The sequence below is a fragment of the Bacillus litorisediminis genome (assembly GCF_022808645.1).
Classification (GTDB): Bacteria; Bacillota; Bacilli; order Bacillales; family JC228; genus Bacillus_BF; species Bacillus_BF litorisediminis.
Genome location: NZ_JAKZKT010000010.1, coordinates 91,158 through 113,931, shown reverse-complemented (window position 1 = coordinate 113,931; position 22,774 = coordinate 91,158). Strand labels below are relative to the sequence as shown.

Below are 22,774 nucleotides of genomic sequence, written 5' to 3'. Positions count from 1 at the left end.
TTCAACCATAGATAACTAAATCATTTTTGCTTCTTAAGCAATCTTTTGTTCAAACTAAAAACGGCCCGCCAACTCTAGGTTGATGGACCGTTTTTTACCTATTTTCAAACCTTGCCGGTCGGCGTTTATATCCGATATGATAGGTAATAGATTGTAAGACTACCTGGTGTTCGCCAATCCGAAGTATTTGAAAGTTTTTTTCTTGGCCAACGATTTTTCCCTTGGGGAAATCTTTTTCCAAGCAGAAGTTTAATTCGGCCATTTGCCTTTCAATGACGGATTCGTCTTTGAGATTAGTAGGATCTGTGTTGCCAACTGTGATTCTTTTTATATACCCGACATCGGTTAAATCGAAGGTATCATCCACTGATTACCCTCCCCCATTACGCTGGGTTCGGAGCTGGAGTACTGGATGCAGGAATCACCGCGTGTGACATTAAGTCCATGATTCTCATCAGTGTTTCACTTGGTTTTGCGTTGGATGCTTTTACAGCGACATGGTATTTCGCTGAGTTGTCGCTGGTTCTGACGTTTTCTTTATAAGTAGAAACACTTCCATGTACTTTTAAGCTGCCTGAGAAAAATGGCGGGTACCCTCCGCTGATGGTGAGCTCTCCCCCTGCTTCTGCTTGTGTCCCGCTTTTATCCATAAAGGAAGATTTCACTTCCATATCAAACGTAATGTCCACAAAGTCCACTTGTAAATTTGGAATGGCTACGAGTGATAGGAATGGCGCGTCGATGACGACTTCTTCTTTTGTTTGGGATGGATCAATTGGATCAATGCTAGTTCGCTTGAAGGCAAACTTCGCGGTTCTGACCTGATCGTTTTGATCAAACCCAACTGTTTTGATAAAGTCATACGTTGATTTTGCGAGCAGCACTTGGGTGTCCGATGCTGCCTTCAGTGGTGTTGCAATAAGTGTTTCGATTGGTAGTCCTGCAAACTGTTCTCCCATGTTTACGAGCTCATTTTCCATTTTTCCTCATCTCCTTAAGGTAAGAATTTAGTAAAATAATCATTGATTCTCAGAACACCTTCGGGGGGATCACTTCCTTCGATTTTGATAGATATGTTAGCCGTATTCGGGTGTTCTAGTTTTCCTGCTACCAATCTCGCATGTAAGGAGTCATTTTTCCCGTTATCTTTGGATGGGCCAAAAAGCTCTGTAAATTCTACGCTGAAATCGAGGGAGATTTCCTTTAACTTAAACGACGAGGTAGGTGCAATACAGATGAGCGGTACTTCGATTTCTTTCGGTTGGTCCCCCTCGAATTTGCTGGAAGGTAAACGCATTTTCACCGTATTGGGAGTCCCGTCTTTCTGAAAATACAAGCTTTGAAAATTTTCGACCTGCTTCCTTGCCACCATATCACTTGCTTCTACAACTGATGTTTTAATTGCCGAGATCAGATCTTTGAATACCACTTCAGACATGGTTCGATCCCTCCCATAATTGGTACACATTACCAATATTCCTGCCAAAAATTGTTTATTCCTTTTTTATAAAAATGGTCCTTTATTCCCATTTTTATATAGGAGGTAATTCAAGGTAATATTTGCGGAGTTTCGCGAGTACGCTTATTTTGGTTAATTTCATCGGGGAGTGTGGTAATGGGGGATGTCTAGTTTTGTTTTGTATTCCTGGAATCCAGGTGGAGAAACTTGGAAAAGAGACGGTTTTCAGTGGAGTTTAGAAGATGTTGCGCGAGAAATGAAGCTTTTTGGATTCCCGGATTTGATGGTGTTTCAGGAGGCTGGCGGTGACCGAAAAGAAATAATGGAAGTCGCAGAAGGTTTCTCGTATCAGACCGAGTATATCCAGGAAATTGCCGATACCCAGCCAAAGTATTTACTGAACAACAAATCTTATTTGTGGGCATGGGATGAAAAGAGAGTAGTGGCTGATAGCCAGAGTGTTCATGTGAATTGCGATCCATATACGAATGTTCACATTAAGCAGTGGATTCGGAACAAGGATGCTTTTGAACAAGGAGCGCTGACTCATTTAGCATTACATATGAGGTGGCCGGTCTATAAAAGGTTCAAGCTCGTTGAGAATGGACGGACGGTTCATGCGTTTAGTTTGCATGGGTCATTGAAAAAGGATTTTGGCGGTGTTATGTCTGACCATCATTGTAAAATCGGGTTAGTTGAAACGGTTGAGATTTTCCAAAGAAGTAATTTGTTTTTACAAGCAGCTGGCGCGGCAGATGATATTGTACTGATTGCTGGGGATTTCAACTTAAATGCCGGAGAGCTTGAGAGCGCTGGTGTGCTCGATGACTTTTATTTAGTCGCGAGCGAAGAGGACGGAGCGAAATGGTGTCATATCCTGGCTAAGGGTGATGGATTTCGTTATGCGCATATGTATGCGAAGTATCCGGATTTGCTGCGGTCGTATGTTGGAGTACATCAGGTGATGGCGTTTAAGATGGAGTTTTAAGGATGGAGAGTATGGACGGGGGGTTGGCGAGGATGGACGGGGGGTTGGCGGCTGGATTGGGGTAGTTGCGGGTGAGCTGATGGGTGTGCAAGCGGTTGCTTTATAGCAAAGCGCAGATGTGTGGATGGCGGCGTGGCGGGGGCTTGGCGGACACTGGTTCCTTTATTTTTGAAAAATGAAGGATTTTTGGGGATTATGTGGACACTGGTTCCGTTATTTCATATAAATGAAGGCTTTTTCTTTGCAAACTCGTCAAATAACGGATCTCCTGTCCGCAAATTTCCTTAATTGGCACTGTTTTATTGAAATAACGGATTCTATGTCCGGTTCGGGTTTACCGCAATTAAAAGCAGTCGGTGCGGCGGTCACTCACCGCCACCGCCGCCACCACCATCTCCTCCTCCAGAGCCATCGAATCCGTCTGCGGAATCTTTCCAAAAGAAACTGCCGGGACTGGAAGTGTCTGTATCATTGCGGTATCTCCGTTTAGTACCCTGATTTTGACTGCTGACCCCAACAATAAATAGAAACACGAACACCGCAACCAATGCGATAATCACAATTACTTCTGCCATCTAGATACCCCCTTTACTATTATTTTACCATCGTTTACCAAGTGGTAGATGTGAATTTTATGTAAAGGCCGGTTATTTTTTGACAGGATTTGCGGGGACGGATAGAGGGCGAGCCCTTGGATTGCTTGGATGTTGTGGATTTTAATCAAACGTTTGTATAATCAGTGTGTTGTTGAGGTTTGGAGGTTTTTGTAACATTATCTTTTGATATTGCTTCTTTAGTGGTCTCCTCAATTCTGGCCTCTCTGAGTTCGTTTATTTACTTGCGAGTTCGGTTTGCTTCCTCCTGAGTTCAGTTATCCGTTTTTAAGTTTGGTTACGATAACCCTAAGTTCGGTTATCCCCTTCTAAGTTCGGTTATTTACTTTTCAAGTTCGGTTTTCTACCTCCTGAGTTCGGTTAAATGCCGCTTTGTTCGGTTATCAGTCACTGAGTTCGGTTATTTTATAACTGCCAGCCAGAATTAACCCCAATTTCAATAAAAAGGACCACTTCTGCACCGGAAATGGCCCGAATACCCCTATGTTTTCTTGCTGAAACAGAAGAACCGTCCCCGTGTTTCATGAAACGCAAGAACCGTCCCTCTGTTTCACCTCTGATTTTTTAAACAAACGTTTGATTAGTCGGTTTTCGCTTATTGTATGACCGCTGATTTGGCAATAATATATAGAAGCAATTACTATTAAAGGCGGATTTTTCATGGAAAGAGCTATTTTATGGGTATTATTTTTCATCGGAATTGTATTATTATTTTTTAGTTTACGGAAACCATCCATTAAAGACTGGATTTTAATTTTCCTATTGAATGCTTATCTTTCAGCATTTATTGGTCATATAGTAGTCAAAGAAAAAATGCTCAAATATCCTGTAAGATTTTTAAGTGAATATTTTGATGAAAGTATTGTTTACGAATATCTTCTATTTCCTGTTGTTTGTATTTACTTTTATCAAACCACTTACCATTCAAGGTATATCAGCATCGTTTTTCAATGTGTATTGTATACTGCGGGATTAACTGTTGTTGAGGTTGTCCTGGAAAAATATACTGATTTAATTGCGTACGAAACATGGACATGGATGCACACGTTTATAAGCACCTTTATTGTCATGATTGTTGTCCGGATCGCAGTAGATATCATAAACAGGCTTGGAAAAGAGTAATGGTATTCAAGAAGGAGTTTGGGGTTTTTATATAGAGGAATGCGAGCAATATGAACAGTGGGAAGAGTCCCCACCGTTTACATATATCTCTGTTTGATTTAAGAAACATGCGTGAATTTTACTTGCAGGAGATCAAAGAGCTTGTGCGGTTTCGTTAGAATGTATTGTGCTCCGTGATCGAGCAATTTTCCTGCTTCTCCCTCTCCCCAAGTAGCACCGACCCCTATAATTCCAGCCTTTTTAGCTGCTTGCATATCTGACCATTGATCGCCGATGAACAGGCATTTGTTCCGGTCGACCCCGCCCATCAGGTCCATAATTGCAAGGATTGGCTCGGGGTCTGGCTTCGGATTTTTCACATCATCGACACAAACGAATTCCTCGAAAAACGGGAGCAATCCGGTCGATTCCATTTCTGCTTTCACATATTTTCCTATTTTCGAAGAAACAATCCCGAGTTTATAATCCTGATCATAGAGACTCTGAATTAGCGGAATGACACCATCGTATGGCTTGCAGTGATGAGACAGACTTTCGTAGTTTTTAAAAAAGCTAGCTAGAAATGACGTTTTCTTATCCGGCAGCCACTGATCCAACACACGGTGGAGCGGTTTTCCCACTAGGTAGGCTCGCTCTTCTGGAGTAAGCGGGCGATCCTGATGGTCCATGAAGCTTGTTTCGAAGGCTTTGACATAAACTGCCTCACTATCATACAGCGTTCCATCTAAATCAAATAAGATTACTCGTTTTCCCATTGCTTTCGCCCTCCTGCTCTTTTTTGGGTAAATTTTTTCTATCCTATCACAAAACTTCGGGTTTGTTAAGGGGAATTTTTTGTAATACCTGGGTGGTGGGTTGTGTGTATGGGTGATGCTGTTTTTCAAATGGGTGGTTGCGGGTCCGTTTAGTTGGACTGGGTTCTGTTATTCGGTGGTTGACTCTATTTTTCGGTAGTTGAGTTCTGTTATTCTGTGGTTGAGTTCGGTTATACAGTTTTTAGTTCGGTTAATCGGGTTCTGACTTCGGTTAAGTGGTTGCGAGTTCGTTTTCCGGGTTGATGAGTTCTGTTATGCGACTCTGAATTCGGTTTTATGGTGACTGAGTTCGGTTAAATAGCTTATGAGTTTGGTTAAATTGAATTGACTTCTGTTAAAGGGCGCCCAATTCGGTAAAACGGAATGGATTCACATCAGTTCGGCCCATTTTTGTGTTATAAAGAATAAATTTTATAAAAAAAAGGCTACTTGTCAGCAACCTTTTCATCCATGTTATTCACTTTCATTAAAACTGTTTGCAAATTTGAACGATTTTCCGTTAAATCAGCTAATGTATATTGGTCTAACACTTCAAAGAATGCCTGCAGCGCTTTGCCGAGGACACCTCTTAACCGGCAGATATCGGCTAGCACACACATGCCAGAGTCAAAGCATTCTACCACATGAAAATCCTCTTCGGTATGGCGAACGACCGTGCCAATGTTGATTTCTTTTGGATCCTTCGCTAATCGCAAGCCTCCATTGCGGCCGCGGATTGTTTCAACAAAGCCCCATTTTCCCAGCTGGTGGGTCACCTTCATTAAATGATTTTTGGATATTCCATAAGCATCTGCGATTTGCTGGATGCTGCATAGTTCATCTTTAGGGGTTGCTGCCAGATACATAAGGACACGCAACGAGTAATCCGAAAACTGTGTCAGTCGCATAGTTTCCTCCTTATAATAGGGGAAGTATATTCTATAAGTTTACTACAGGCTGATGGAAAAATATATGTAAGATGCTTCAGCTCGGGGAATTGGGAGATATTTACTAATTAGAGGTATTGACAGAGGTTTGCGAAGGGTATATAATTTGTCTCAGTTTCAAGATTTACTATTTTGAGGCTTATGCACTATTTCCGATTAAAACGGGAAGATTTATAATGAAATTAGGATTTTATATCATTTAATATAGGAGATGTTATCCCTATGGTAACTATATATACATCACCAAGCTGTACATCATGCCGCAAAGCAAAGGCTTGGTTTGAAGAGCATAATGTTGAATATGTAGAAAGAAACATTTTTTCTCAGCCGCTTACCATTAATGAAATTAAAGAAATTCTGCGTATGACTGAAGATGGGACTGAGGAAATCATTTCAACCAAGTCTAAGACTTTTCAAGAACTGAATGTAGATATTGATAGTCTTCCGCTCAAAGAATTATATCAATTAATTCATGATAACCCATCCATGTTGCGCAGACCGATCATCATGGATGAAAAAAGACTAAACGTCGGCTTTAACGAAGATGAAATCCGCAGATTCCTGCCGCGTAAAATTCGTGAGTACGAGCGTTATGAGTATTTGAAGATGGTTGACTAATCTAATAATTTCAGGTTTTCCCCACTAGGTTACTATACAGAATCGATTTTGAAAAAGGGACGGTTCTTGCGTTTTGTGAAACGCAAGAACCGTCCCTTTGTTTCATTTTTCACAAAATCGCCAAGAAGATTTGTCGGATTTGTTAAAGATGTATTTTAAATATATCTTTTAACTCCGGTTCGTGTAAAGATATATTTGTAATACATCTTTTACATGAGGTGACCGAATATGTTAAGCCAAAAAACGATTGATATTGTGAAGTCTACTGTTCCTGTGCTTGAGGAATATGGCACGAAAATTACGAAGCGATTTTATCAGATGATGTTTGAAAACCACCCTGAATTATTAAATATTTTTAACCATGCCAATCAGCAAAAAGGAAGACAGCAAACGGCCCTAGCCAATACGGTGTATGCAGCAGCTGTTTATATTGACCGGTTAGAAGAAATTATTCCTGTCGTGAAACAAATTGCTCATAAACACAGAAGCCTCGGTGTTAAACCAGAACATTATCCAATCGTTGGCGAGAATTTATTGGCTGCGATTAAGGATGTTTTGGGAGATGCGGCGACTGATGAAATTATCAATGCATGGGCGGAAGCATACGGTGTAATTGCGGATGCCTTTATCAGTGTGGAAAAAGAAATGTATGAAGCAGCTGGCTGGGATGATTTCATTCCATTTATGGTTGCTAAGAAAGTGAAGGAAAGTGACGAGATTATTTCTTTCTACTTAAAACCAGCGGATAACCGCAATTTGCCAACTTTTATCCCCGGACAATACATTAGTGTCAAACTGGATCAGATTCCTGGGGAAACATATACGCATATCCGCCAATACAGCTTATCCGATGCACCAGGTAAAGATTATTACCGAATTAGCGTGAAGCGTGAAAAGGATGGCATTCAGCCAGACGGAGTTGTGACAAACTATCTCCATGACCAAGTCAATGAGGGTGACCAGCTACTAGTTAGCGCGCCAGCGGGTGATTTCACAGTGGATTTAAATTCCAATGATCCAATTGTTCTGATTGCCGGAGGGGTTGGTGTAACTCCGTTAATGAGTATGATGAATCACGTGATGGCCGCTCAGCCAGAACGTGAAGTCGTGATGATTCAGGCTGTCCGCAATGGTCGGGTTCATGCATTCCGTGAAGATATTATTGCGAAAAACTTTGAGCACCCTTCTCTTCACTATTATGCTTGCTATAGTGACCCAACCGAAGAGGATAAACAGGAAGGTCGATTCCACAAAGAGGGGCTTGTGACAAAAGAATGGCTTGAACAAATTGTACCTAATGCTGCTAAAAGTCAGTTTTACTTCTGTGGTCCTATTGGTTTTATGAAGCATGTATTTGGCACGCTTAAGGAAATCGGCATAGATGAGGATCGGATCCATTATGAGTTCTTTGGACCATCAATGAGTATTGAAAAAACGGAAGAAGTTTTGGCTAACTAATAAAAAAAAGCAGGTAGGTGGTACTAGCCACCTACCTATTCTCTGTCTGTCAATGAATAAAATTTAGTAATAAGAATATCCAATTCCTGACTTTTAGATAGAACGTTTGGGTGTAACAGCGAGCCGGTTGTAAGGGCCAATTTTTGCAGCTCCTGGCGACTTTCTTCAATTTCATTCTGTAACAGCATTAGTTGAAATCTGTTCATTATGACCAACTCCACTCATACAGAAATTAAATATTCTTTCTGATATCCTCCATTTCCCCCTAAATATCTTTAGACTATCAGGCAAATCAATAAAACGCTCACTTTTAGTGATATTTTTTATATTTTCTCCATATTAGTAAAATGTTCCCATACAATCAATAAAAAGTTCTCTTAAAGTGAACTTTTTCTATAAAGAAAACTTGGGTAGCGCCAAGCCTTCAGTGCAGGCTATTGAACTAGTTGCACTTTCTTTATTCCTAAAAATTTTGACTGCGTCGAATCTGCATCATTGCTAATTTTATACTTTCCTAAAGTATAAAAAAACGAAGACTCTAGATCTTCGACTTTTACATTATTCATAGTTTTTAACGCAACCATTTCTAACAAATCACGAATCGGTTTTAATTCATTTTCCGATAGTTTTATCCCATTCCAATGAAGCTCATTTGACTCCATGATACTTTTTATATCTGACATATCTTTATTTTGTTCTTCTTCTAACCAATATATAATCTACTGATACATGGTATAACTCTGATAAACGGATCAGTTTGTTATGGGCTACTGCATTTAGTATATCTATCAATTCCACCAATAACAAGATAGCTAAAATTTGAGTTTAGTTCTGACAAATAGTCTAAAAAGTTCTTTTTGCTCTTTATTAAAGACAATGTTTACGTTATTGTTTTATTGGGTTAACAATTAATACCCTTTAACTTTCAATACGAAGGAGGAAAGAAATTGGAACAGCTGTGGGGATTTCTGCATACTGAAGCCATGTCGGCATCAATGAATATGGCGTTGGATGAGGCTTTGCTTCAGTGGAATAGTAATGGACTCATTCCTCCAACCTTGCGTTTTTATAGTTGGAAAAATCCAAGTCTATCACTTGGGTACTTTCAGGATCTTTCCACCATTGATTTAGAGGCCATTAAACGAAACAATTGTGAAATCGTACGCCGCATGACAGGTGGCAGTGCAGTGCTGCATGATGATGAACTCACTTATAGTATTGTTATTAGTGAGAACCATCCAGACATCCCGCCTTCTATTAAAGAAGCTTATCTTAAACTCTCAAAAGGCTTATTGATGGGTTATAAGCAGCTTGGCATTGATGTCGAATACTCGGACCAGTTAAAGAGAGATCAATCGAGTGCTGTTTGTTTTGAGAGGCCTGCCTTCTATGAACTCGTGTTTGAAGGGAAAAAAGTTTCTGGAAATGCCCAGATTCGTAAAAAAGGCACTTTATTACAACATGGATCGATTCCGATTTCTATGAATGTTGATTTGCTTTTTGATCTTTTCAACTTCCCCAATGAAGCAATCCGTCAACATAAAAAAGTAAAATTCCATCAAAAAGCAACGACTATTGAAGAGATTAAACAAGAAGAGGTAAGTTTGGAACGTGTGAAAGCAGCTTTTCTGGAAGGTTTTAAAGAAGGACTTGGCATTAACCCTATTCCTTTTAAACTGACGCGAACACAGTGGGAAGAAGTAGAGAAACTAGCGAAAAAGTATGAGGATTTAAATTATAAAATCGTACAAAAAAGCTAATGAGGTGATCGGAAATGACGAAGCAAACAGAATATGTGCGGAAACCAGAATGGCTTAAAACGAAAATTAATACAAACCAATCTTATACCGGTTTAAAAAAATTAATGCGCGAAAAACGCCTCAACACTGTTTGTGAAGAAGCGCGCTGCCCCAACATACATGAATGCTGGAGCGAGCGAAAAACGGCCACATTTATGATTCTTGGAGACATTTGTACGAGGGCATGCCGCTTCTGTGCCGTTAAAACCGGGATGCCAACAGAGCTGGACTGGGGTGAACCGGAACGTGTTGCGGATTCGGTTCAAATTATGGGGTTAAAGCATGTGGTCGTAACCGCAGTTGCCCGTGATGATTTAAATGATGGCGGTGCAGCTGTGTTTGCAGAAACGGTTCGCGCCATTCGCCGAAAAAATCCTGGATGCACAATTGAAGTCCTGCCTTCAGACATGAAAGGTGATTATGAAAGTCTACAGACATTGATGGACAGCAAGCCTGATATATTTAACCATAATATCGAAACCGTTCGCAGACTTACAAAACGCGTTCGGGCAAAAGCGACGTATGACCGCTCTTTACAATTACTGAAGCGAGTGAAAGAGATTTCGCCCGATACGCCAACCAAATCTAGTCTCATGGTGGGTTTAGGCGAAACAAAAGAAGAAATCCTGCAAGCAATGGATGACTTATTGGCTCACGATGTCGATATCATGACGATTGGGCAATATTTACAGCCTACGAAACAGCACTTACCAGTCGAGCGCTATTATCACCCGGATGAGTTTAAAGAATTAAAAGAAATTGCTCTGGAAAAAGGTTTCCGTCATTGTGAATCAGGCCCATTAGTCAGATCCTCATACCATGCTGATGAACAAGTCTCCCATTCTGCAATCCAACGCAGAATTACATACATGAAAGGCTACGAAAAACAGGAAAATAAAGAGGTAGATTTTCAATTTTAACATGAAAGCTCCCGGGGTATACCGCCCGGGAGCCGATTTTATTTTATAAAAAAGTTATAAGTTCTTCAGTAGTGGCTGCGCAGCGCAAGCGTCCAACTTGCGGTTTTCTATCAGTGTAGAGGCTTATGACTGTGCTCGTCCGGGTCAAAGCCCATCTCACTTTGGTGTTGAAGCTCATCGATATAGAGCTTTTTTTGTGAGAGTTCTATGATGTAGTCGAGGTCTTGCTTCGTATAGCCCCTGTCCACCAACTCCTCGTCAAATGCGGTGTGATACAGAAGAGCTGCATAGCGAAACTCTTTTTCAGATACAGGCTTTAGCTGTTCTGTTTTTTTTTAAGCGTATCAATCCAATATTTCGCTTCGAGCTTGCATGAGTAGTCTATTTCTCGGCCTAGTTGTTTTTCAAGCTCCTCGATTTCTTTCATTTGTTCTTCCGTTGGTTCTTCCGACAGAATTTTTTCTAATGTTTCATTGATTTTATCCGCCAAAAACTGGTGGAATTCTGGAGAGGATTTCACCTCATGGCTTAATTTACCATACCAGGATGCATGATTTTCAATATAGATCCGCCATTCCTTCACAAATTCAGGCAAACTATACAGTTTATCGCTCCACTCGATATTTGCCATGTATTGCTCAAAGGCAGTCGTAATCGATCTGGTTATACTAATTTTCACTCCTGGTGTAAGTTCACTTTTCATGTTCGAGAAATGACCCCCTACAAATTCATCAATCACCATTTACATTATTTTACCTTATCATAAAATTTTCGACTTGCCAAAGAAAAACTTGCAAAATCCCGTCACATTTTGCCGAAACATGGGGACGGTTCTCTTGTTTCATTTTTTCGTTCTGTGAAACAGAGGGACGGTTCTCCTGTTTCAATTTTTATTTCTGAGACGCAAGAACCGTCCCTCTGTTTCACGTTGCGAGCGCATTCTCTCTTTTTTAGCGTTTGCTACTGGGTGGAAGTTATTCTGAAAAGTGCGGTATGTGTATTTTTGGAAAAAGGACGGACTGTTATAATAAATGGAAAAATATAAAGAAAAGGTGCAATTATGGTCAATGCAAACAAAATCGTAGTAGCTGTTAAAGGGGTCATTGTAAATGAGGGCAAGGTCTTGCTTGTGAAGCGGGCGGAAGATGAAGTAGGCGGCGGAACTTGGGAATGCGCTGGCGGGAAAATTGAATTTGGCGAACAGCTAGAATCAGCCCTCATGCGAGAAGTTCTAGAGGAGACAGGGTTGAGTGTTACAGTCGAGAGAATTTTATATGCCACTACTTTTCACACAGATCCAACCCGACAAGTTGTCATGCTGACCTATTTATGCAGCAGTAATAGCAAAACCGTCACCCTCTCAAAAGAGCACACCGATTCACGTTGGTGTACCAAGGAAGAGATGAAACTATTGCTGACGCCCAAAATTATGAAGGAATTTGAAAACCATAATGTGTTCGCTTTAGAACCATTAATTTAAAAGCAAAACGGGGACGGTTCTTGCGTTTCATGAAACGCAAGAACCGTCCCTCTGTTTCATATAACCATTTTCGATTGGAGGTAGTGATAAATTAGCTTTGTTGTATTTTCGATAGACGTTTTATGGGTTCTCTCATATGCATGAGAGGCATCAATCCCAGGGCCAATAAGTCCGTGAACAATATCGTGACCGGAACGAATCGCAGCGGATGCGTCGGAACCGTAGTATGGGTAAATATCTAATTTATAGCCGATTCCATTCTCTTCGGCGATTTCAATTAATTTTTTGCGTAATTGGTAATGATAAGGGCCGCTTGCATCTTTTACACAAATGGATACGGTGTACTCATCCGACGATTGGCCATCACCGATTGCCCCCATATCCACTGCTAAATACTCAACGGTTTCTGGTGTCACGTTGGAGTTTCCGCCGTATCCGATTTCTTCATTATTTGAAATTAAGAAATGAGTGGTATAAGGCAGTTCAATGTTGTTTTGCTTCAGATGTTTGATCGTTTGAAGCAGAATCGAAACACTCGCTTTGTCATCCAAGTGGCGGGACTTGATGTATCCACTTTCAGTAGTTTGAACGCGCGGATCAAACGAAACAAAGTCTCCTACTTCAATCCCGAGCTTGCGAACATCTTCACTGTTATGTACGATTTCATCAATGCGAACTTCCATATTTGCCTGGTTTCTTTCGGCCTTTTCCGCATCCTTATAAACATGGACTGAAGTTTGGTGCATTAAAATCGTTCCCGTATATTTTTTGCCTGATCTTGTTTCAATCTCACAGTATTCCCCTTCAATCGAGTTATAGCGGAACCCCCCGATCAGGTCTAACGTAAGACGTCCACTCGGTTTAATTTCTTTTACAATCGCCCCTAATGTATCAACATGAGCCGTTAGCATCCGATGTTGGGTGTTGTCTTTGCCTGGGAGTGTTGCAATGAGGCCGCCTTTTCGATTTCGGTAAGTGTCTACGCCCAATTGTGATAAATAATTTTCTACAAATGAAATCACTTCAAAGGTATTACCCGAAGGACTCGGGATAGATACTAACTGCTGCAGCAGTTCAATGGTTTCTTCCGTATTGGGATATAACATAAAAATAACTCCTTTTTCCTATTTGAAATATTTAGAAATTTTACAGTAATAACTTCTATTATAAGCTATTTTTTACAAAAAATGTAGAAATCGTGTCAATTTTTACTACATTAATAATAGGGTAAATACTTTGTAAACTAAATAGGAAATATGGCACATTCATGAGGACGGTTTTGAGGTGCTGATGAGGTAGGGGAACGCAGCGTTTTTTAGGAAAATTTCCACAAAATAAAGGACAGATTCACTTTAGGAGCCTGTCCTTTATCAATTAGTTAATGTTCCATTATTGATTGTTGTTGTTATTGTTATCGTCTTCGTTTGGATCAAGTCCTTCTTCGAGTTCATCGACTGGACCTTCACCTTCAATTAAATCATCGCCGTTTTCGTTGTTACCATTTTCATCGATAACTCCGTTTTCATCCTCGATTACGTCATCTTCTGGAGGAGGATTTTGGTCATCGTTGACATTACATGCAGCTAAAAGCATAGCGGCAAAAACAGAACCACTTAGAAGTGTTAAAAGCTTCTTTTTCACTTGATTAGCCCCTTTCATTCATTCTTTTTGGACTTTGACCTCTTGGGTCTCGAATTTATATTGCCCAAGACGAAAAAAATCTTGCATGTTTTTTAAAATTTTTTTGTTAAAAAAATACATTTATAGGTGGCTAGCCACTGAATCGGAAGCTTCCTTGAACAGTGAAAAGGGTTGAGCAGCGCTTACTCTCTATATGTTTAGACTTAATTATAGGGTTTAAAACCTAAAAACCCTAAGTTGGGAAGAAAGTGGGACAAGCTGTAAAGAAAGAAACAGAACATTTACGTTCGTGTTAAGCTGGAATGGACTTTTTTCCCTTATTTTAATATTGGGGATGGGGGAAAGCTAAGGATGTACTGGAATCCTTTCTTTTTACCTGTAGTTTGTAAATTCATCGATTTAAGTAAATATCTTATGGTATCGGTTTTGTCACATTTTAAAAATTCTCTGCATTTTGGGTTCGTAATAATGGGAGAAACCAAGAGGAAATAATCACGAAGACTTGAAATGTGGGCATTCTTCGAACGGTGTTTACATTTCATACATTCCCAAGCCCTTTTCTGCCAGGTCATTGGAATTGCATTACATTGGGGACATCGGACACCTTTAATTAGGTCGGCTTCATCAAAATTATAATATTGTTTAACATTAAAAGTGAAAGGTGAATCTTCTTTCAACAATTGCTTAGTCATCTTTTTTAAATCTTTTTCGGTCAGGAACTCCTTCCGATATTTTTGTTCAAGTTGCTGTACCTTTTCAAGCAAGTACTCAGAATGAATAATTCTTTCGAATGTATCGTGCTGACCTCCATTCGATTCAAATAATGTATCTTCATTGGTGTTTACCACTAAATACTCTATAGGTACAGTTGGAAAACCGTGTTTTGCCATCCATTGAAACAATTGTTTTCTATGCCGTTTCACTTGTTTAAATGGATCCTTCATTTTTTGTTTTTCTTTTGTGTGCCGGTTTATTCGGTAAAATTGATTATGCTCCTGATCAAAGAAAAGCGTTCCATCTATATTTTTTACTTCGATTATCAGTATAAGCTGACTCTTTAACAGGAGATTATCCATTTGAAAATAATAGTCATCACGAGGTAACCTGAGACCTTGGAACATCCGGAACTTATCATGAGGTAAGAGTTCTAAATAATAATCTACCTCTTTTTCACCTTTATAGCCGGCCTTTCCAATATTTATTGAGGATTTTAACGCAGATTGCAGATGATGATTCGGGGAGATTCTTTGGCTTAATACAATTTCTTTGACAAGCTGTTCGGGAACTGTACGATATTTTTCTATCATAGCTTCACTCCTTTAAATATTATCATTATGAAGTTCGCTTACTGGATTAAGAAATCCTGTTTTTTTATTATTTTTTGGTGAGGTGGTCCTAATTGCATTAATGATTCCACATTTATCGCCTTTTTTGAGAATTAGTTTCTATTTTTATCAAACTTAGGATCGTTTTACCGAACTCAGCATAAATTTCACCGAACTCCATACTGTTTTATCGAACTCGGCGCCGCTATTACCGAACTCAATATTGTTTTACCGAACTCAGCTCCCCCCTTACTGAACTCAATACCGGTTAACCGAACTCTAAATGATTTAATCGAACTCACCCAACCTAAAAGCCAATTCACCTAACCTCTTACTCCCCCATCATTATAAAAGCCACCCCCAACAAAACCACAACGGCCGACAAAACCGTCCATCTCGTTATGTTTTCGGCCCGCTTCAAGATAATAACGCTTAGCAAAATAGTAAGAATCGGATCAATCGCTGCGATGGTGGAGACAAGGGCTACCTCTAGAAATTGTAAAGCCAGAAAAAAGGTGCCAACTCCGATTGAGGTACAAAGTCCAGCCACAATAAACAGCCCGTTTTCCCGCTTCGCACAATTTTTTAAAAACGAGAAAAAATTGCACACTCCGTACCGATTCACTTCCTCTGCTGTCGCAAAAAAGAGGGTCACGACTCCGCTCATAAAGGCGCCAAAGTATGGATCCGGGATTTCCTCCATTCCGGGGCCGCGGACCGCCAGTCCCACTCCAAAACAAATCGCGCAAATAACGGCCACAAGATAACCACGCCATACGTTTTGATCTGATTTTCCGTTTTCCTGAAACAGGATTACCGCTTGCAGAAGAATTCCGCCAAGCACAATTCCCACACCGATGGCCGAATAAAATGAAATACTTTCATTAAAAATGAAAAACGCCACGAGCAGCGTAAAGATGGGTGAACTATTTTTAATGGCCGATCCTCGCGAAGGACCTATATACTGAAAGCTGATATATAGTGTTTTTCTTCCTAAATACGTTGTTAATAAACCGGCCATTAAAAAATAAAGGAACCCCTCCCCATTTATCGGAGCCGGATCGCTCGCAACTTGCCGATAGACCAACTCAACCAAGCCGAAAACTGCAAAATTCACAAAAGAAGTGATCCACAAGGAATAGCGGATTGTTGACTGATCTAAAGCGATTTTTGCGACAATGTTTCCCAAGGCAAAACTAAGGCCGGACAGAAATGCCAATGCAATCCCCATAATGTAACATCCTTTCGGCATTCGTTATATTATAAGTACGTTTCAAGCAGCTGGAGCCAACCCTTTTTTTACAAAATTAAAAGCGATTCCGTCTTCATTTTGATTTTGAAGGAATCGCTTTTTGTGTTTGCTGATCATTGTTTTTTGGATTTCGAGTTTCGTTTTGGTTTTTCGTTCGTGGGTGCTGAATTGCGGCTGTTCTCCCCTCAGGATTGTTACATCCCTGCCCGAGTTGCGCTGAATATGCTCTCGTTTTTTTCGTGCATTGCTTTTGGCCATTACAGTCACCTTCCTTTATATTTTCCTCTCCATTATAAACGAAAAAGGATCTCCCATAAACAGAAGATCCTTTATTATATGTACGTTATTCTTTTTTATCCCCTAGCGCAAACATAATCTCAACTTCACACGCTAGTTCGCCGTCTACCGTTGCAATACCTTTTCCTTTTCCAATCGCTCCGCGGAAACGGACCATTTCGACTTCGAGGCGAAGCTGGTCTCCAGGAACAACTTGGCGCTTGAATCGGCAGTTGTCGATTCCGGCAAAGAAGGCGAGTCGACCGCGGTTTTCTTCACTTTTCAACATCGCGACTGCTCCGACTTGAGCGAGTGCTTCAACAATAAGCACACCAGGCATTACAGCGTATTCTGGAAAATGACCGTTAAAAAATTCTTCATTGGCTGAGACATTTTTGATACCGACCGCTTTTTTTCCTTCTTCTACTTCCAAAATGCGGTCAACTAAAAGGAATGGATAACGGTGCGGAATAATTTCTTTAATTTCTTCAATATTTAACATAGAAACCTCCTGTACATTATGGTGCATTGACCAGGTCAATAATATGCTGCCATGTTTCCCATTTTAGCACATCGGTTGGATTTCCTTCCCCGATGACCCCATAGCCAACCATAAGACCTGTCACTACACATAATACAATTAAAAGCAGGACAATTAAAATTCTAGCCCATATTGGAATAAGCCGAATTCGCATTCTTCTGATAGAAGTAATATTCGGTCTGACTTCCGCTTTTTCCTGCTCTAGTAATTTTCTTCGCTTCCGTTCTTCCCTGGAGGTGGTCTGTTCCTGTTCCGTTTTTCCTACCATATCCATTCTAAAACTCCTTTAAACTACGTTTTCAAGGTTACAATCCTCTTCCTTTTAAACTTTTTATCGAATCCCATTAATCAGTCCCATCATTTGATCCGAAAGCGAGATCGCTCGGGATTGGAATTGATAAGACCGTTGGGCTTGTATTAAATCCGTCATCTCAACGCTTAAATCTACATTGGATTGTTCCAATGCCCCCTGCTGCATGCCTACCGTTTCACGAAGTGCACCATTAATTGGTGTTAGGATTTCCTCTAATTCTACACCTAATTCAGCAAGATTTTCAGGAACTGCAATTCTGTTCCCGCCCTGTTGAACCATAAGCTGAGGTCGATTGAGCTGAATTACGCCGAGATTCCAGGCTTGGTCGCCATTCTCCGTAGTAACTCTGATTTCCCCTGTTGGTGAAATACTGACTTCAGTTGGGGTGCCGTTTACAACAATCGGCGTTTCATTTTCATCTAGCACCGGATTTCCTTCGCTTGTAACGAGCATCACCTGTGTATCATTTAGAGGTGACCAGTAAAGGCTGCCATCTCGGGTGTACTGGATTTCATCCACATTTTCCCCGGGAACCAGTACAGTCAGATATTGCCCTTCTGTTGTAAAAGCTACATCTAATTCTCGTCCGGTCGTGATAATATTGCCTTGTGACATCACCATTTGCGACTGCGCCACACCCGCTCCCACGCCTTGGCGAATGCCATTTGGGGTATTTCGTCCAACTTCGAACTCGTCATAGGGCTGATTGTTAAACTGCTGAGCTAACAGCTCTGTAAAAGAAGCTTCTCTGCGTTTAAAGCCATTCGTTGACACGTTTGATATATTGTTACTGATCACATCCATCTTTTGCTGCAGCTGCGACATCGTATTCGCGGCCACAATCATAGTGCGATTCATCTGACCTCCCCCTTTCTATTTGTCTATATAAACCTATCCGATTTTCCCTATTTCATTAACTGCCTTATCCATACTTCTATCGTAAGCCTGTAACACTTTTTGGTTCGCCTCAAATGTTCGGTAGCTCGCGAGCAAATCTGTCATAGCCTTAGCAGAATCAACGTTCGAGCGTTCTAATGAACCCTGATACACATTGAATTCAACCCCAGCCTGTCCATATGCAAGCGGAAGCTCTCCCTCTTCCAATCGAAATAAACCATTCCCATCCTTCATGAGGAGCAAAGGGTTTGCTGCATATGATATGCCGAGCCGGCTTGTTACCTGGCCATCGACTAATAAAAATCCATCTTCCGTGACTTGGAAATTCGAGCTATTCACCTGAATTCGTTCACCCGCATCATTTAAAACGTAATAGCCTTGAGCCGTTGTGAGGAACCCTTCAGGATCGACTGAAAAATTTCCATTTCTCGTGTAATATGTATCACCGCTTGAATGTTCTATATTAAAAAACACCGAACCCGCTTGCCCATCCACCTCAGGCATCACCGCATTGACCAGTGCCAAATCGGTTGACAATCCCGTATCCTTTAAGGCGCCCTGGATAAAATCTGGAGTAATTTCTTGCATATAGACTCCTGTATTAATCGAACCAATCGGATTCTGAGTCAAGACATTAAATCCATTTTGAACCGGCAGCTCCTGGGATCCAATCCGGCTCAAAAGCATTTCCGGAAAAGCGCGAAGTGAAGCCTGGTCAGCTTTATAGCCTGGTGTGTCGACATTGGCTAAATTGTTGGTTAACATTTCCGTCTTCCGTTGCTGCGAGAGCATCCCCGTCGCTGCTGTATAAAACCCTTTAAACATCGTGTTCACCTCGAACGTTTTTCTGAGAATAGCGGTAGGTTCCTGTTGCTGATAGCTTACTAGTAAATCCGTTCTATTCTTTCCTTCCTATTATTATAGTATATTTTTCCTCATCAAAACAGCAGAAATTCTACCTATTTTGACAAGTTTCGATTTTATTGCGGCGGCTGGTTGGGTTTTTAGAGAGTTTGAGCGCGGAAATCTCTTGCGCAAGATCGGTTGCTCGCTGCAGGTGTTCGGTTATTGTTGCAGGAGTTTGGTCATTGCTGTTAGGAGTTCGGTCATTGCTGTTAGGAGTTCGGTTACCGGATAATAAGTTCTGTTTCCACTCTCGTGAGTTCGGTTATTGCTGCAGGAGTTCGGTTATCGAATATTAAGTTCGGTTTCCACTCCCGTGAGTTCGGTTATCCGGCCCTGAGTTCGTTTTTACTTCTCGTGAATTTGGTTACCCATCTCTAAGTTCGGTTATTTGATTCCCGAGTTCGGTTAGCTACCTTCTGAATTCGGTTTTCCGCCCATAAGTTCGGTTACCCGCTACCGAGTTCAGTTATTTGCGTACATGTACGGCTAAAATCTATAATTTTCATTGATATTTTAGAAATTCTTGCTTAGTTAGATGCCCAATAACCGGCCTTTTTATAAATTAATAGCCTCTCCCCCAACAGGAGTGATGAGAATTATAAAATCCAGACCGCCAAAACCGGCCTTCCCGATAAATAAAAAAGCACTCCTCAAAAGAAGTGCTTAATTCTACATTATATTACCCACACCAACAGCACCGGCACAATCACAGCAACCGCTACCGGAATTGTCTGTATCAATGTTACCGCCGTTGTAGTTAATGAAACGGATTGGAGGGGGTTAGGGGCTTCTGCAAAAAGGGCAGCACTCATCCGATTCATCCAATTTTTTTGAACTGAGAATTCCGGGACATTTACATGAAATTGATCTAAATGATGAGTTAATTCCTTTTCTTTTATAAATGGATCTTCGTATTTCATTTTTATTCCACCTCCAACATCTTTTTTAACCGCTGTATTGCATGATGCAACCGGGATTTTACCGTACCTGCCGGGATATTCAGCACATTTGCCATTTCCTCATGGGTTAGGCGATGATAATAAGATAGGATGATAACTGCTCGATGGTCTTCTTTTAATTTTTGCAGCGCAAACCTAACATTCAGCTGTTCCACAATATCGACATCCCGGGAATCCGCTAGCAGAAACGGCAGAATTTTTTTCAATCTAGCTCTACGCTTTAATTTATTTAGCATTCGGTTATATGCAATTTGAAATAAATACGTTTTAATGGAAGCCTTTGCAGGATCGTATTGCCCTTTCGCTTTTTGCAGCTGTAAAAACGTATCTTGCACGATATCAATACTCAGCTGTTCCTCATTGGTAAATCGATAAATGAACTGATACAGGGGTGCGCGATATTGCTGGTAGATCCAAGCAATTGCATCGTCATCCCCTTCTAAAAAAGCCTCAACATTCTCCTCATTTTGATTCAAACTCATGATTCCACCGCTCTTTTATGCCTTTTAACGTAAACGCCACACGGCTAATTAACCACGCAAACGCTAACGTAGTAAATACAAATCCTTGATGGATAAAAAACTGAACCAAAGGATTTTCAATGGATTCACCCAATGAAAGAAAAATTAACAGACATAAAATACTGGCAAATGCGTAAATCGCACAAATTAAATTGACCGTATCCCAACGTGTCCATTTAAAATATATATCTGTTTTTTTAAAATCTATTTGTCCGTTTGGCTTTTTCACAACCTTTTTTTGTAAAGAGACAATGACAGTCGCAAATGTAACACTAAGTATGACTGTAACCACTGATCCTATAATTCCTCCCAATGAAGTCAAGCTCCAGCTCCCCTTTCTTCTTTATACCTCTTATACAAATAAGCATTAAATTTCGTTCAAATTATTTAAAAATTTTTTCTATAAAAATAGGTGAGGAAAAAAAATCCTCACCTTCTTGGATGCTGTTTTGATATAGGTTCAACCCATTTAGATTGAAATACGTACCAAAAAACGCCGGAAAATAATAAATAAGCTATAAAAATAAAACCGGCTGCTCTGCCTAGCTGTACTGCAAAGAGCGGTACACTTGTTACTATAATCGCTGACACAATTAAATAAATAGATAATGCTGCTGCGGCTTTCTTTCGGTTTGTGACACTATGTCTCAGTTTGCCCATCAGTACAGGATTCCCTGTGACGATAGTGAAAATGGCACTAATAAATAAAATAGCACCTATACAATAGCAAACATAAAAAAACCAAGCTGGGATCAACATGAGTTATCTCCTTTACCGTATGAATAAACGGCCCTCCCAAGATGAGAAGCGCCGTTATCTAAAATTATCCTAATTTTCTGCGTGGAATACGGTCGATATTTTCAAGCATGATTCCAGTCCCGATTGCCACACAATTCATTGGGTTGTCCGCAACTAAAACCGGCACTTTTAATTCATCAGCTAAAAGCATATCAATGCCGTGTAAAAGGGCTCCTCCGCCAGTTAATATCACTCCGCGGTCAATGATGTCAGCTGATAATTCAGGAGGCGTTCTTTCTAAGACACTCTTCGCTGCCTGAACGATGACAGAAACTGATTCACGCAAAGCCACTTCGACTTCTTCAGAACTGATCGAAATGGTTCTTGGAAGCCCTGTTACCATATCCCGTCCGCGGATTTCCATTTTCTCACTTCTGGATCCAGGAAAAACAGTAGCAATGGATACCTTGATGTTTTCAGCTGTTCTTTCGCCAATTAGAAGCTTATATTCACGCTTTATGTAATTCAAAATATCTGAATCAAATTTATCGCCGGCGATTTTGATAGAGGAAGAGGTTACAATATCACCCATTGAAAGAACTGCGATGTCAGTTGTGCCACCGCCAATATCAACTACCATATTTCCGCTCGGCTGGAAGATATCCATGCCAGCTCCGATTGCTGCTACTTTTGGTTCCTCTTCTAAATAAACCTTTTTACCGCCGCTTTTTTCTGCTGCTTCTTTAATGGCTTTTTGTTCAACTGACGTTATATTAGTTGGGCAGCAAATTAAAATTCTCGGCTTTGATAAAACACCTTTTACATTTAACTTGTGGATAAAATGTTTAAGCATTGCTTCTGTTACATCAAAATCTGCAATAACGCCATCTCTTAAAGGACGGATTGCAACGATGTTCCCAGGTGTACGCCCTACCATTCGACGCGCTTCTTCCCCCACAGCAAGGACTTTATTTGTATTTTTATCAATGGCCACAACAGATGGTTCATTTAATACAATCCCTTTCCCCTTCACATGTATTAGAACGTTAGCCGTTCCGAGGTCAATTCCAATATCCCTTGCAAACATAACTCCCTGAATCCTCCTAACAATATTTCTAACGGATCTATAACTCCCTAATTCTATATATTACCACAACACATTCCAAAGAAGGAAAATATTCGATTATTTTCACCATTTTTTTAATA

At 40.5% G+C, this 22,774-nt stretch carries 30 protein-coding genes; 7 read left to right on the top strand and 23 right to left on the bottom strand.

The features are described from left to right. Positions 1-94: 94 nt before the first annotated feature. Genes MLE14_RS07565 through MLE14_RS07555 form a run of 3 tightly spaced genes read right to left on the bottom strand, consistent with a single transcriptional unit; the run spans position 95 to position 1,438 of the window. Complete coding sequence (locus MLE14_RS07565; protein WP_243297747.1) at positions 95-367, bottom strand: hypothetical protein; 273 nt, start codon at positions 365-367, stop codon at positions 95-97. A gap of 16 nt (positions 368-383) precedes the next feature. After that, complete coding sequence (locus MLE14_RS07560; protein WP_243297746.1) at positions 384-980, bottom strand: DUF2589 domain-containing protein; 597 nt, start codon at positions 978-980, stop codon at positions 384-386. 14 nt (positions 981-994) lie between these two features. Further along, positions 995-1,438, bottom strand: coding sequence for a DUF2589 domain-containing protein (locus MLE14_RS07555; RefSeq protein WP_243297745.1), 444 nt, complete (start codon positions 1,436-1,438; stop codon positions 995-997). Positions 1,439-1,622: 184 nt separating this feature from the next. On the opposite strand from MLE14_RS07555, the gene MLE14_RS07550 reads away from it, so the two are divergent. Then, entirely contained in the window at positions 1,623-2,447 is an 825-nt protein-coding gene (locus tag MLE14_RS07550; RefSeq protein ID WP_243297744.1) for a hypothetical protein, read from the top strand. 365 nt (positions 2,448-2,812) lie between these two features. Here MLE14_RS07550 and MLE14_RS07545 read toward each other — a convergent pair whose 3' ends face one another. Further along, on the bottom strand, positions 2,813-3,022 hold the full coding sequence (locus MLE14_RS07545) for a hypothetical protein (RefSeq protein ID WP_243297743.1): 210 nt from the start codon (positions 3,020-3,022) through the stop codon (positions 2,813-2,815). Between the two features lie 444 nt (positions 3,023-3,466). Continuing rightward, a complete protein-coding gene (locus MLE14_RS22435) occupies positions 3,467-3,595 on the bottom strand; it encodes a hypothetical protein (RefSeq protein WP_279326787.1) in 129 nt (42 codons plus the stop codon). A 126-nt stretch (positions 3,596-3,721) separates the two neighbouring features. Between MLE14_RS22435 and MLE14_RS07540 the strand changes: the two genes are divergently transcribed. Beyond that, the gene (locus MLE14_RS07540; protein ID WP_243297742.1) at positions 3,722-4,183 is read left to right on the top strand and encodes a CBO0543 family protein; all 462 of its coding nucleotides are present in this window, start codon (positions 3,722-3,724) and stop codon (positions 4,181-4,183) included. Positions 4,184-4,281: 98 nt separating this feature from the next. Here the strand turns inward: MLE14_RS07540 and MLE14_RS07535 are convergent, their stop codons facing one another. After that, positions 4,282-4,938: an HAD family hydrolase gene (locus MLE14_RS07535; RefSeq protein WP_243297741.1), complete on the bottom strand. Its 657-nt coding sequence runs from the start codon at positions 4,936-4,938 to the stop codon at positions 4,282-4,284. A gap of 485 nt (positions 4,939-5,423) precedes the next feature. Further along, positions 5,424-5,885: an RrF2 family transcriptional regulator gene (locus MLE14_RS07530; protein WP_243297740.1), complete on the bottom strand. Its 462-nt coding sequence runs from the start codon at positions 5,883-5,885 to the stop codon at positions 5,424-5,426. 261 nt (positions 5,886-6,146) lie between these two features. Here MLE14_RS07530 and spxA point away from each other — a divergent pair, with 261 nt between their 5' ends. Further along, positions 6,147-6,542, top strand: a complete 396-nt coding sequence (spxA, locus tag MLE14_RS07525) for a transcriptional regulator SpxA (RefSeq protein ID WP_243297739.1) — start codon at positions 6,147-6,149, stop codon at positions 6,540-6,542. Between the two features lie 228 nt (positions 6,543-6,770). Further along, positions 6,771-8,000: an NO-inducible flavohemoprotein gene (hmpA, locus tag MLE14_RS07520; protein WP_243297738.1), complete on the top strand. Its 1,230-nt coding sequence runs from the start codon at positions 6,771-6,773 to the stop codon at positions 7,998-8,000. Between the two features lie 35 nt (positions 8,001-8,035). Here hmpA and MLE14_RS07515 read toward each other — a convergent pair whose 3' ends face one another. Next, on the bottom strand, positions 8,036-8,206 hold the full coding sequence (locus MLE14_RS07515; RefSeq protein ID WP_243297737.1) for an aspartyl-phosphate phosphatase Spo0E family protein: 171 nt from the start codon (positions 8,204-8,206) through the stop codon (positions 8,036-8,038). Between the two features lie 741 nt (positions 8,207-8,947). Between MLE14_RS07515 and MLE14_RS07510 the strand changes: the two genes are divergently transcribed. Together MLE14_RS07510 and lipA are read left to right on the top strand one after the other, a co-directional pair. Beyond that, a complete protein-coding gene (locus MLE14_RS07510) occupies positions 8,948-9,760 on the top strand; it encodes a lipoate--protein ligase family protein (protein ID WP_390628421.1) in 813 nt (270 codons plus the stop codon). A gap of 14 nt (positions 9,761-9,774) precedes the next feature. Continuing rightward, entirely contained in the window at positions 9,775-10,719 is a 945-nt protein-coding gene (lipA, locus tag MLE14_RS07505) for a lipoyl synthase (RefSeq protein WP_243297736.1), read from the top strand. A gap of 316 nt (positions 10,720-11,035) precedes the next feature. On the opposite strand, the gene MLE14_RS07500 is transcribed toward lipA, so the two are convergent. Next, positions 11,036-11,422, bottom strand: a complete 387-nt coding sequence (locus MLE14_RS07500) for a hypothetical protein (RefSeq protein WP_243297735.1) — start codon at positions 11,420-11,422, stop codon at positions 11,036-11,038. Positions 11,423-11,779: 357 nt separating this feature from the next. Here MLE14_RS07500 and MLE14_RS07495 point away from each other — a divergent pair, with 357 nt between their 5' ends. Continuing rightward, positions 11,780-12,199 carry an NUDIX hydrolase gene (locus MLE14_RS07495; RefSeq protein WP_243297734.1) on the top strand — a complete coding sequence of 140 codons (420 nt, stop codon included), beginning with the start codon at positions 11,780-11,782 and terminating at the stop codon, positions 12,197-12,199. A gap of 56 nt (positions 12,200-12,255) precedes the next feature. Here MLE14_RS07495 and MLE14_RS07490 read toward each other — a convergent pair whose 3' ends face one another. The 14 genes from MLE14_RS07490 to mreB all read right to left on the bottom strand — a co-directional run bounded on the left by MLE14_RS07490 (position 12,256) and on the right by mreB (position 22,655). Continuing rightward, on the bottom strand, positions 12,256-13,305 hold the full coding sequence (locus MLE14_RS07490) for a M42 family metallopeptidase (protein ID WP_243297733.1): 1,050 nt from the start codon (positions 13,303-13,305) through the stop codon (positions 12,256-12,258). Between the two features lie 283 nt (positions 13,306-13,588). Continuing rightward, positions 13,589-13,840 (bottom strand): hypothetical protein, encoded by a 252-nt coding sequence (locus MLE14_RS07485; protein ID WP_243297732.1) that lies wholly within the window; start codon positions 13,838-13,840, stop codon positions 13,589-13,591. 317 nt (positions 13,841-14,157) lie between these two features. After that, complete coding sequence (locus tag MLE14_RS07480; protein ID WP_243297731.1) at positions 14,158-15,147, bottom strand: nuclease-related domain-containing protein; 990 nt, start codon at positions 15,145-15,147, stop codon at positions 14,158-14,160. Positions 15,148-15,496: 349 nt separating this feature from the next. After that, positions 15,497-16,396, bottom strand: coding sequence for a DMT family transporter (locus MLE14_RS07475; protein WP_243297730.1), 900 nt, complete (start codon positions 16,394-16,396; stop codon positions 15,497-15,499). Between the two features lie 42 nt (positions 16,397-16,438). Further along, on the bottom strand, positions 16,439-16,675 hold the full coding sequence (locus MLE14_RS07470; protein WP_243297729.1) for a hypothetical protein: 237 nt from the start codon (positions 16,673-16,675) through the stop codon (positions 16,439-16,441). A gap of 85 nt (positions 16,676-16,760) precedes the next feature. After that, entirely contained in the window at positions 16,761-17,195 is a 435-nt protein-coding gene (gene fabZ / locus MLE14_RS07465) for a 3-hydroxyacyl-ACP dehydratase FabZ (protein ID WP_243297728.1), read from the bottom strand. Positions 17,196-17,211: 16 nt separating this feature from the next. Continuing rightward, a complete protein-coding gene (locus tag MLE14_RS07460; RefSeq protein ID WP_243297727.1) occupies positions 17,212-17,508 on the bottom strand; it encodes a DNA-directed RNA polymerase subunit beta in 297 nt (98 codons plus the stop codon). Positions 17,509-17,565: 57 nt separating this feature from the next. Beyond that, positions 17,566-18,405 carry a flagellar hook-basal body protein gene (locus tag MLE14_RS07455; protein WP_243297726.1) on the bottom strand — a complete coding sequence of 280 codons (840 nt, stop codon included), beginning with the start codon at positions 18,403-18,405 and terminating at the stop codon, positions 17,566-17,568. A gap of 33 nt (positions 18,406-18,438) precedes the next feature. After that, positions 18,439-19,269, bottom strand: coding sequence for a flagellar hook-basal body protein (locus MLE14_RS07450; RefSeq protein WP_243297725.1), 831 nt, complete (start codon positions 19,267-19,269; stop codon positions 18,439-18,441). 755 nt (positions 19,270-20,024) lie between these two features. After that, the gene (locus tag MLE14_RS07445; RefSeq protein WP_243297724.1) at positions 20,025-20,270 is read right to left on the bottom strand and encodes a hypothetical protein; all 246 of its coding nucleotides are present in this window, start codon (positions 20,268-20,270) and stop codon (positions 20,025-20,027) included. Between the two features lie 2 nt (positions 20,271-20,272). Next, on the bottom strand, positions 20,273-20,791 hold the full coding sequence (locus tag MLE14_RS07440; protein ID WP_243297723.1) for an RNA polymerase sigma factor: 519 nt from the start codon (positions 20,789-20,791) through the stop codon (positions 20,273-20,275). Continuing rightward, positions 20,772-21,152 (bottom strand): hypothetical protein, encoded by a 381-nt coding sequence (locus tag MLE14_RS07435; RefSeq protein WP_243297722.1) that lies wholly within the window; start codon positions 21,150-21,152, stop codon positions 20,772-20,774. The genes MLE14_RS07440 and MLE14_RS07435 overlap by 20 nt, the downstream gene beginning before the upstream one ends. Before the next feature lie 107 nt (positions 21,153-21,259). Next, positions 21,260-21,589, bottom strand: coding sequence for a hypothetical protein (locus tag MLE14_RS07430; protein ID WP_243297721.1), 330 nt, complete (start codon positions 21,587-21,589; stop codon positions 21,260-21,262). Positions 21,590-21,653: 64 nt separating this feature from the next. Then, a complete protein-coding gene (mreB, locus tag MLE14_RS07425; protein WP_243297720.1) occupies positions 21,654-22,655 on the bottom strand; it encodes a rod shape-determining protein in 1,002 nt (333 codons plus the stop codon). Between the last annotated feature and the right edge of the window lie 119 nt (positions 22,656-22,774).

What these genes read in the sequence shown, in the direction of transcription:
- lipA (WP_243297736.1), top strand. Translation starts at nt 9,775, where the DNA reads ATGACGAAGCAAACAGAATATGTGCGGAAACCAGAATGGCTTAAAACG.
- MLE14_RS07535 (WP_243297741.1), bottom strand. Translation starts at nt 4,938, where the DNA reads ATGGGAAAACGAGTAATCTTATTTGATTTAGATGGAACGCTGTATGAT.
- MLE14_RS07440 (WP_243297723.1), bottom strand. Translation starts at nt 20,791, where the DNA reads ATGAGTTTGAATCAAAATGAGGAGAATGTTGAGGCTTTTTTAGAAGGG.
- MLE14_RS07495 (WP_243297734.1), top strand. Translation starts at nt 11,780, where the DNA reads ATGGTCAATGCAAACAAAATCGTAGTAGCTGTTAAAGGGGTCATTGTA.
- MLE14_RS07560 (WP_243297746.1), bottom strand. Translation starts at nt 980, where the DNA reads ATGGAAAATGAGCTCGTAAACATGGGAGAACAGTTTGCAGGACTACCA.
- MLE14_RS07445 (WP_243297724.1), bottom strand. Translation starts at nt 20,270, where the DNA reads ATGAAATACGAAGATCCATTTATAAAAGAAAAGGAATTAACTCATCAT.
- MLE14_RS07480 (WP_243297731.1), bottom strand. Translation starts at nt 15,147, where the DNA reads ATGATAGAAAAATATCGTACAGTTCCCGAACAGCTTGTCAAAGAAATT.
- MLE14_RS07540 (WP_243297742.1), top strand. Translation starts at nt 3,722, where the DNA reads ATGGAAAGAGCTATTTTATGGGTATTATTTTTCATCGGAATTGTATTA.
- MLE14_RS07500 (WP_243297735.1), bottom strand. Translation starts at nt 11,422, where the DNA reads ATGAAAAGTGAACTTACACCAGGAGTGAAAATTAGTATAACCAGATCG.
- MLE14_RS07545 (WP_243297743.1), bottom strand. Translation starts at nt 3,022, where the DNA reads ATGGCAGAAGTAATTGTGATTATCGCATTGGTTGCGGTGTTCGTGTTT.
- MLE14_RS07475 (WP_243297730.1), bottom strand. Translation starts at nt 16,396, where the DNA reads ATGGGGATTGCATTGGCATTTCTGTCCGGCCTTAGTTTTGCCTTGGGA.
- MLE14_RS07455 (WP_243297726.1), bottom strand. Translation starts at nt 18,405, where the DNA reads ATGAATCGCACTATGATTGTGGCCGCGAATACGATGTCGCAGCTGCAG.
- MLE14_RS07450 (WP_243297725.1), bottom strand. Translation starts at nt 19,269, where the DNA reads ATGTTTAAAGGGTTTTATACAGCAGCGACGGGGATGCTCTCGCAGCAA.
- hmpA (WP_243297738.1), top strand. Translation starts at nt 6,771, where the DNA reads ATGTTAAGCCAAAAAACGATTGATATTGTGAAGTCTACTGTTCCTGTG.
- MLE14_RS07430 (WP_243297721.1), bottom strand. Translation starts at nt 21,589, where the DNA reads ATGTTGATCCCAGCTTGGTTTTTTTATGTTTGCTATTGTATAGGTGCT.
- fabZ (WP_243297728.1), bottom strand. Translation starts at nt 17,195, where the DNA reads ATGTTAAATATTGAAGAAATTAAAGAAATTATTCCGCACCGTTATCCA.
- MLE14_RS07530 (WP_243297740.1), bottom strand. Translation starts at nt 5,885, where the DNA reads ATGCGACTGACACAGTTTTCGGATTACTCGTTGCGTGTCCTTATGTAT.
- MLE14_RS07550 (WP_243297744.1), top strand. Translation starts at nt 1,623, where the DNA reads ATGTCTAGTTTTGTTTTGTATTCCTGGAATCCAGGTGGAGAAACTTGG.
- MLE14_RS07515 (WP_243297737.1), bottom strand. Translation starts at nt 8,206, where the DNA reads ATGAACAGATTTCAACTAATGCTGTTACAGAATGAAATTGAAGAAAGT.
- MLE14_RS07555 (WP_243297745.1), bottom strand. Translation starts at nt 1,438, where the DNA reads ATGTCTGAAGTGGTATTCAAAGATCTGATCTCGGCAATTAAAACATCA.
- MLE14_RS07490 (WP_243297733.1), bottom strand. Translation starts at nt 13,305, where the DNA reads ATGTTATATCCCAATACGGAAGAAACCATTGAACTGCTGCAGCAGTTA.
- mreB (WP_243297720.1), bottom strand. Translation starts at nt 22,655, where the DNA reads ATGTTTGCAAGGGATATTGGAATTGACCTCGGAACGGCTAACGTTCTA.
- spxA (WP_243297739.1), top strand. Translation starts at nt 6,147, where the DNA reads ATGGTAACTATATATACATCACCAAGCTGTACATCATGCCGCAAAGCA.
- MLE14_RS07470 (WP_243297729.1), bottom strand. Translation starts at nt 16,675, where the DNA reads ATGGCCAAAAGCAATGCACGAAAAAAACGAGAGCATATTCAGCGCAAC.
- MLE14_RS07460 (WP_243297727.1), bottom strand. Translation starts at nt 17,508, where the DNA reads ATGGATATGGTAGGAAAAACGGAACAGGAACAGACCACCTCCAGGGAA.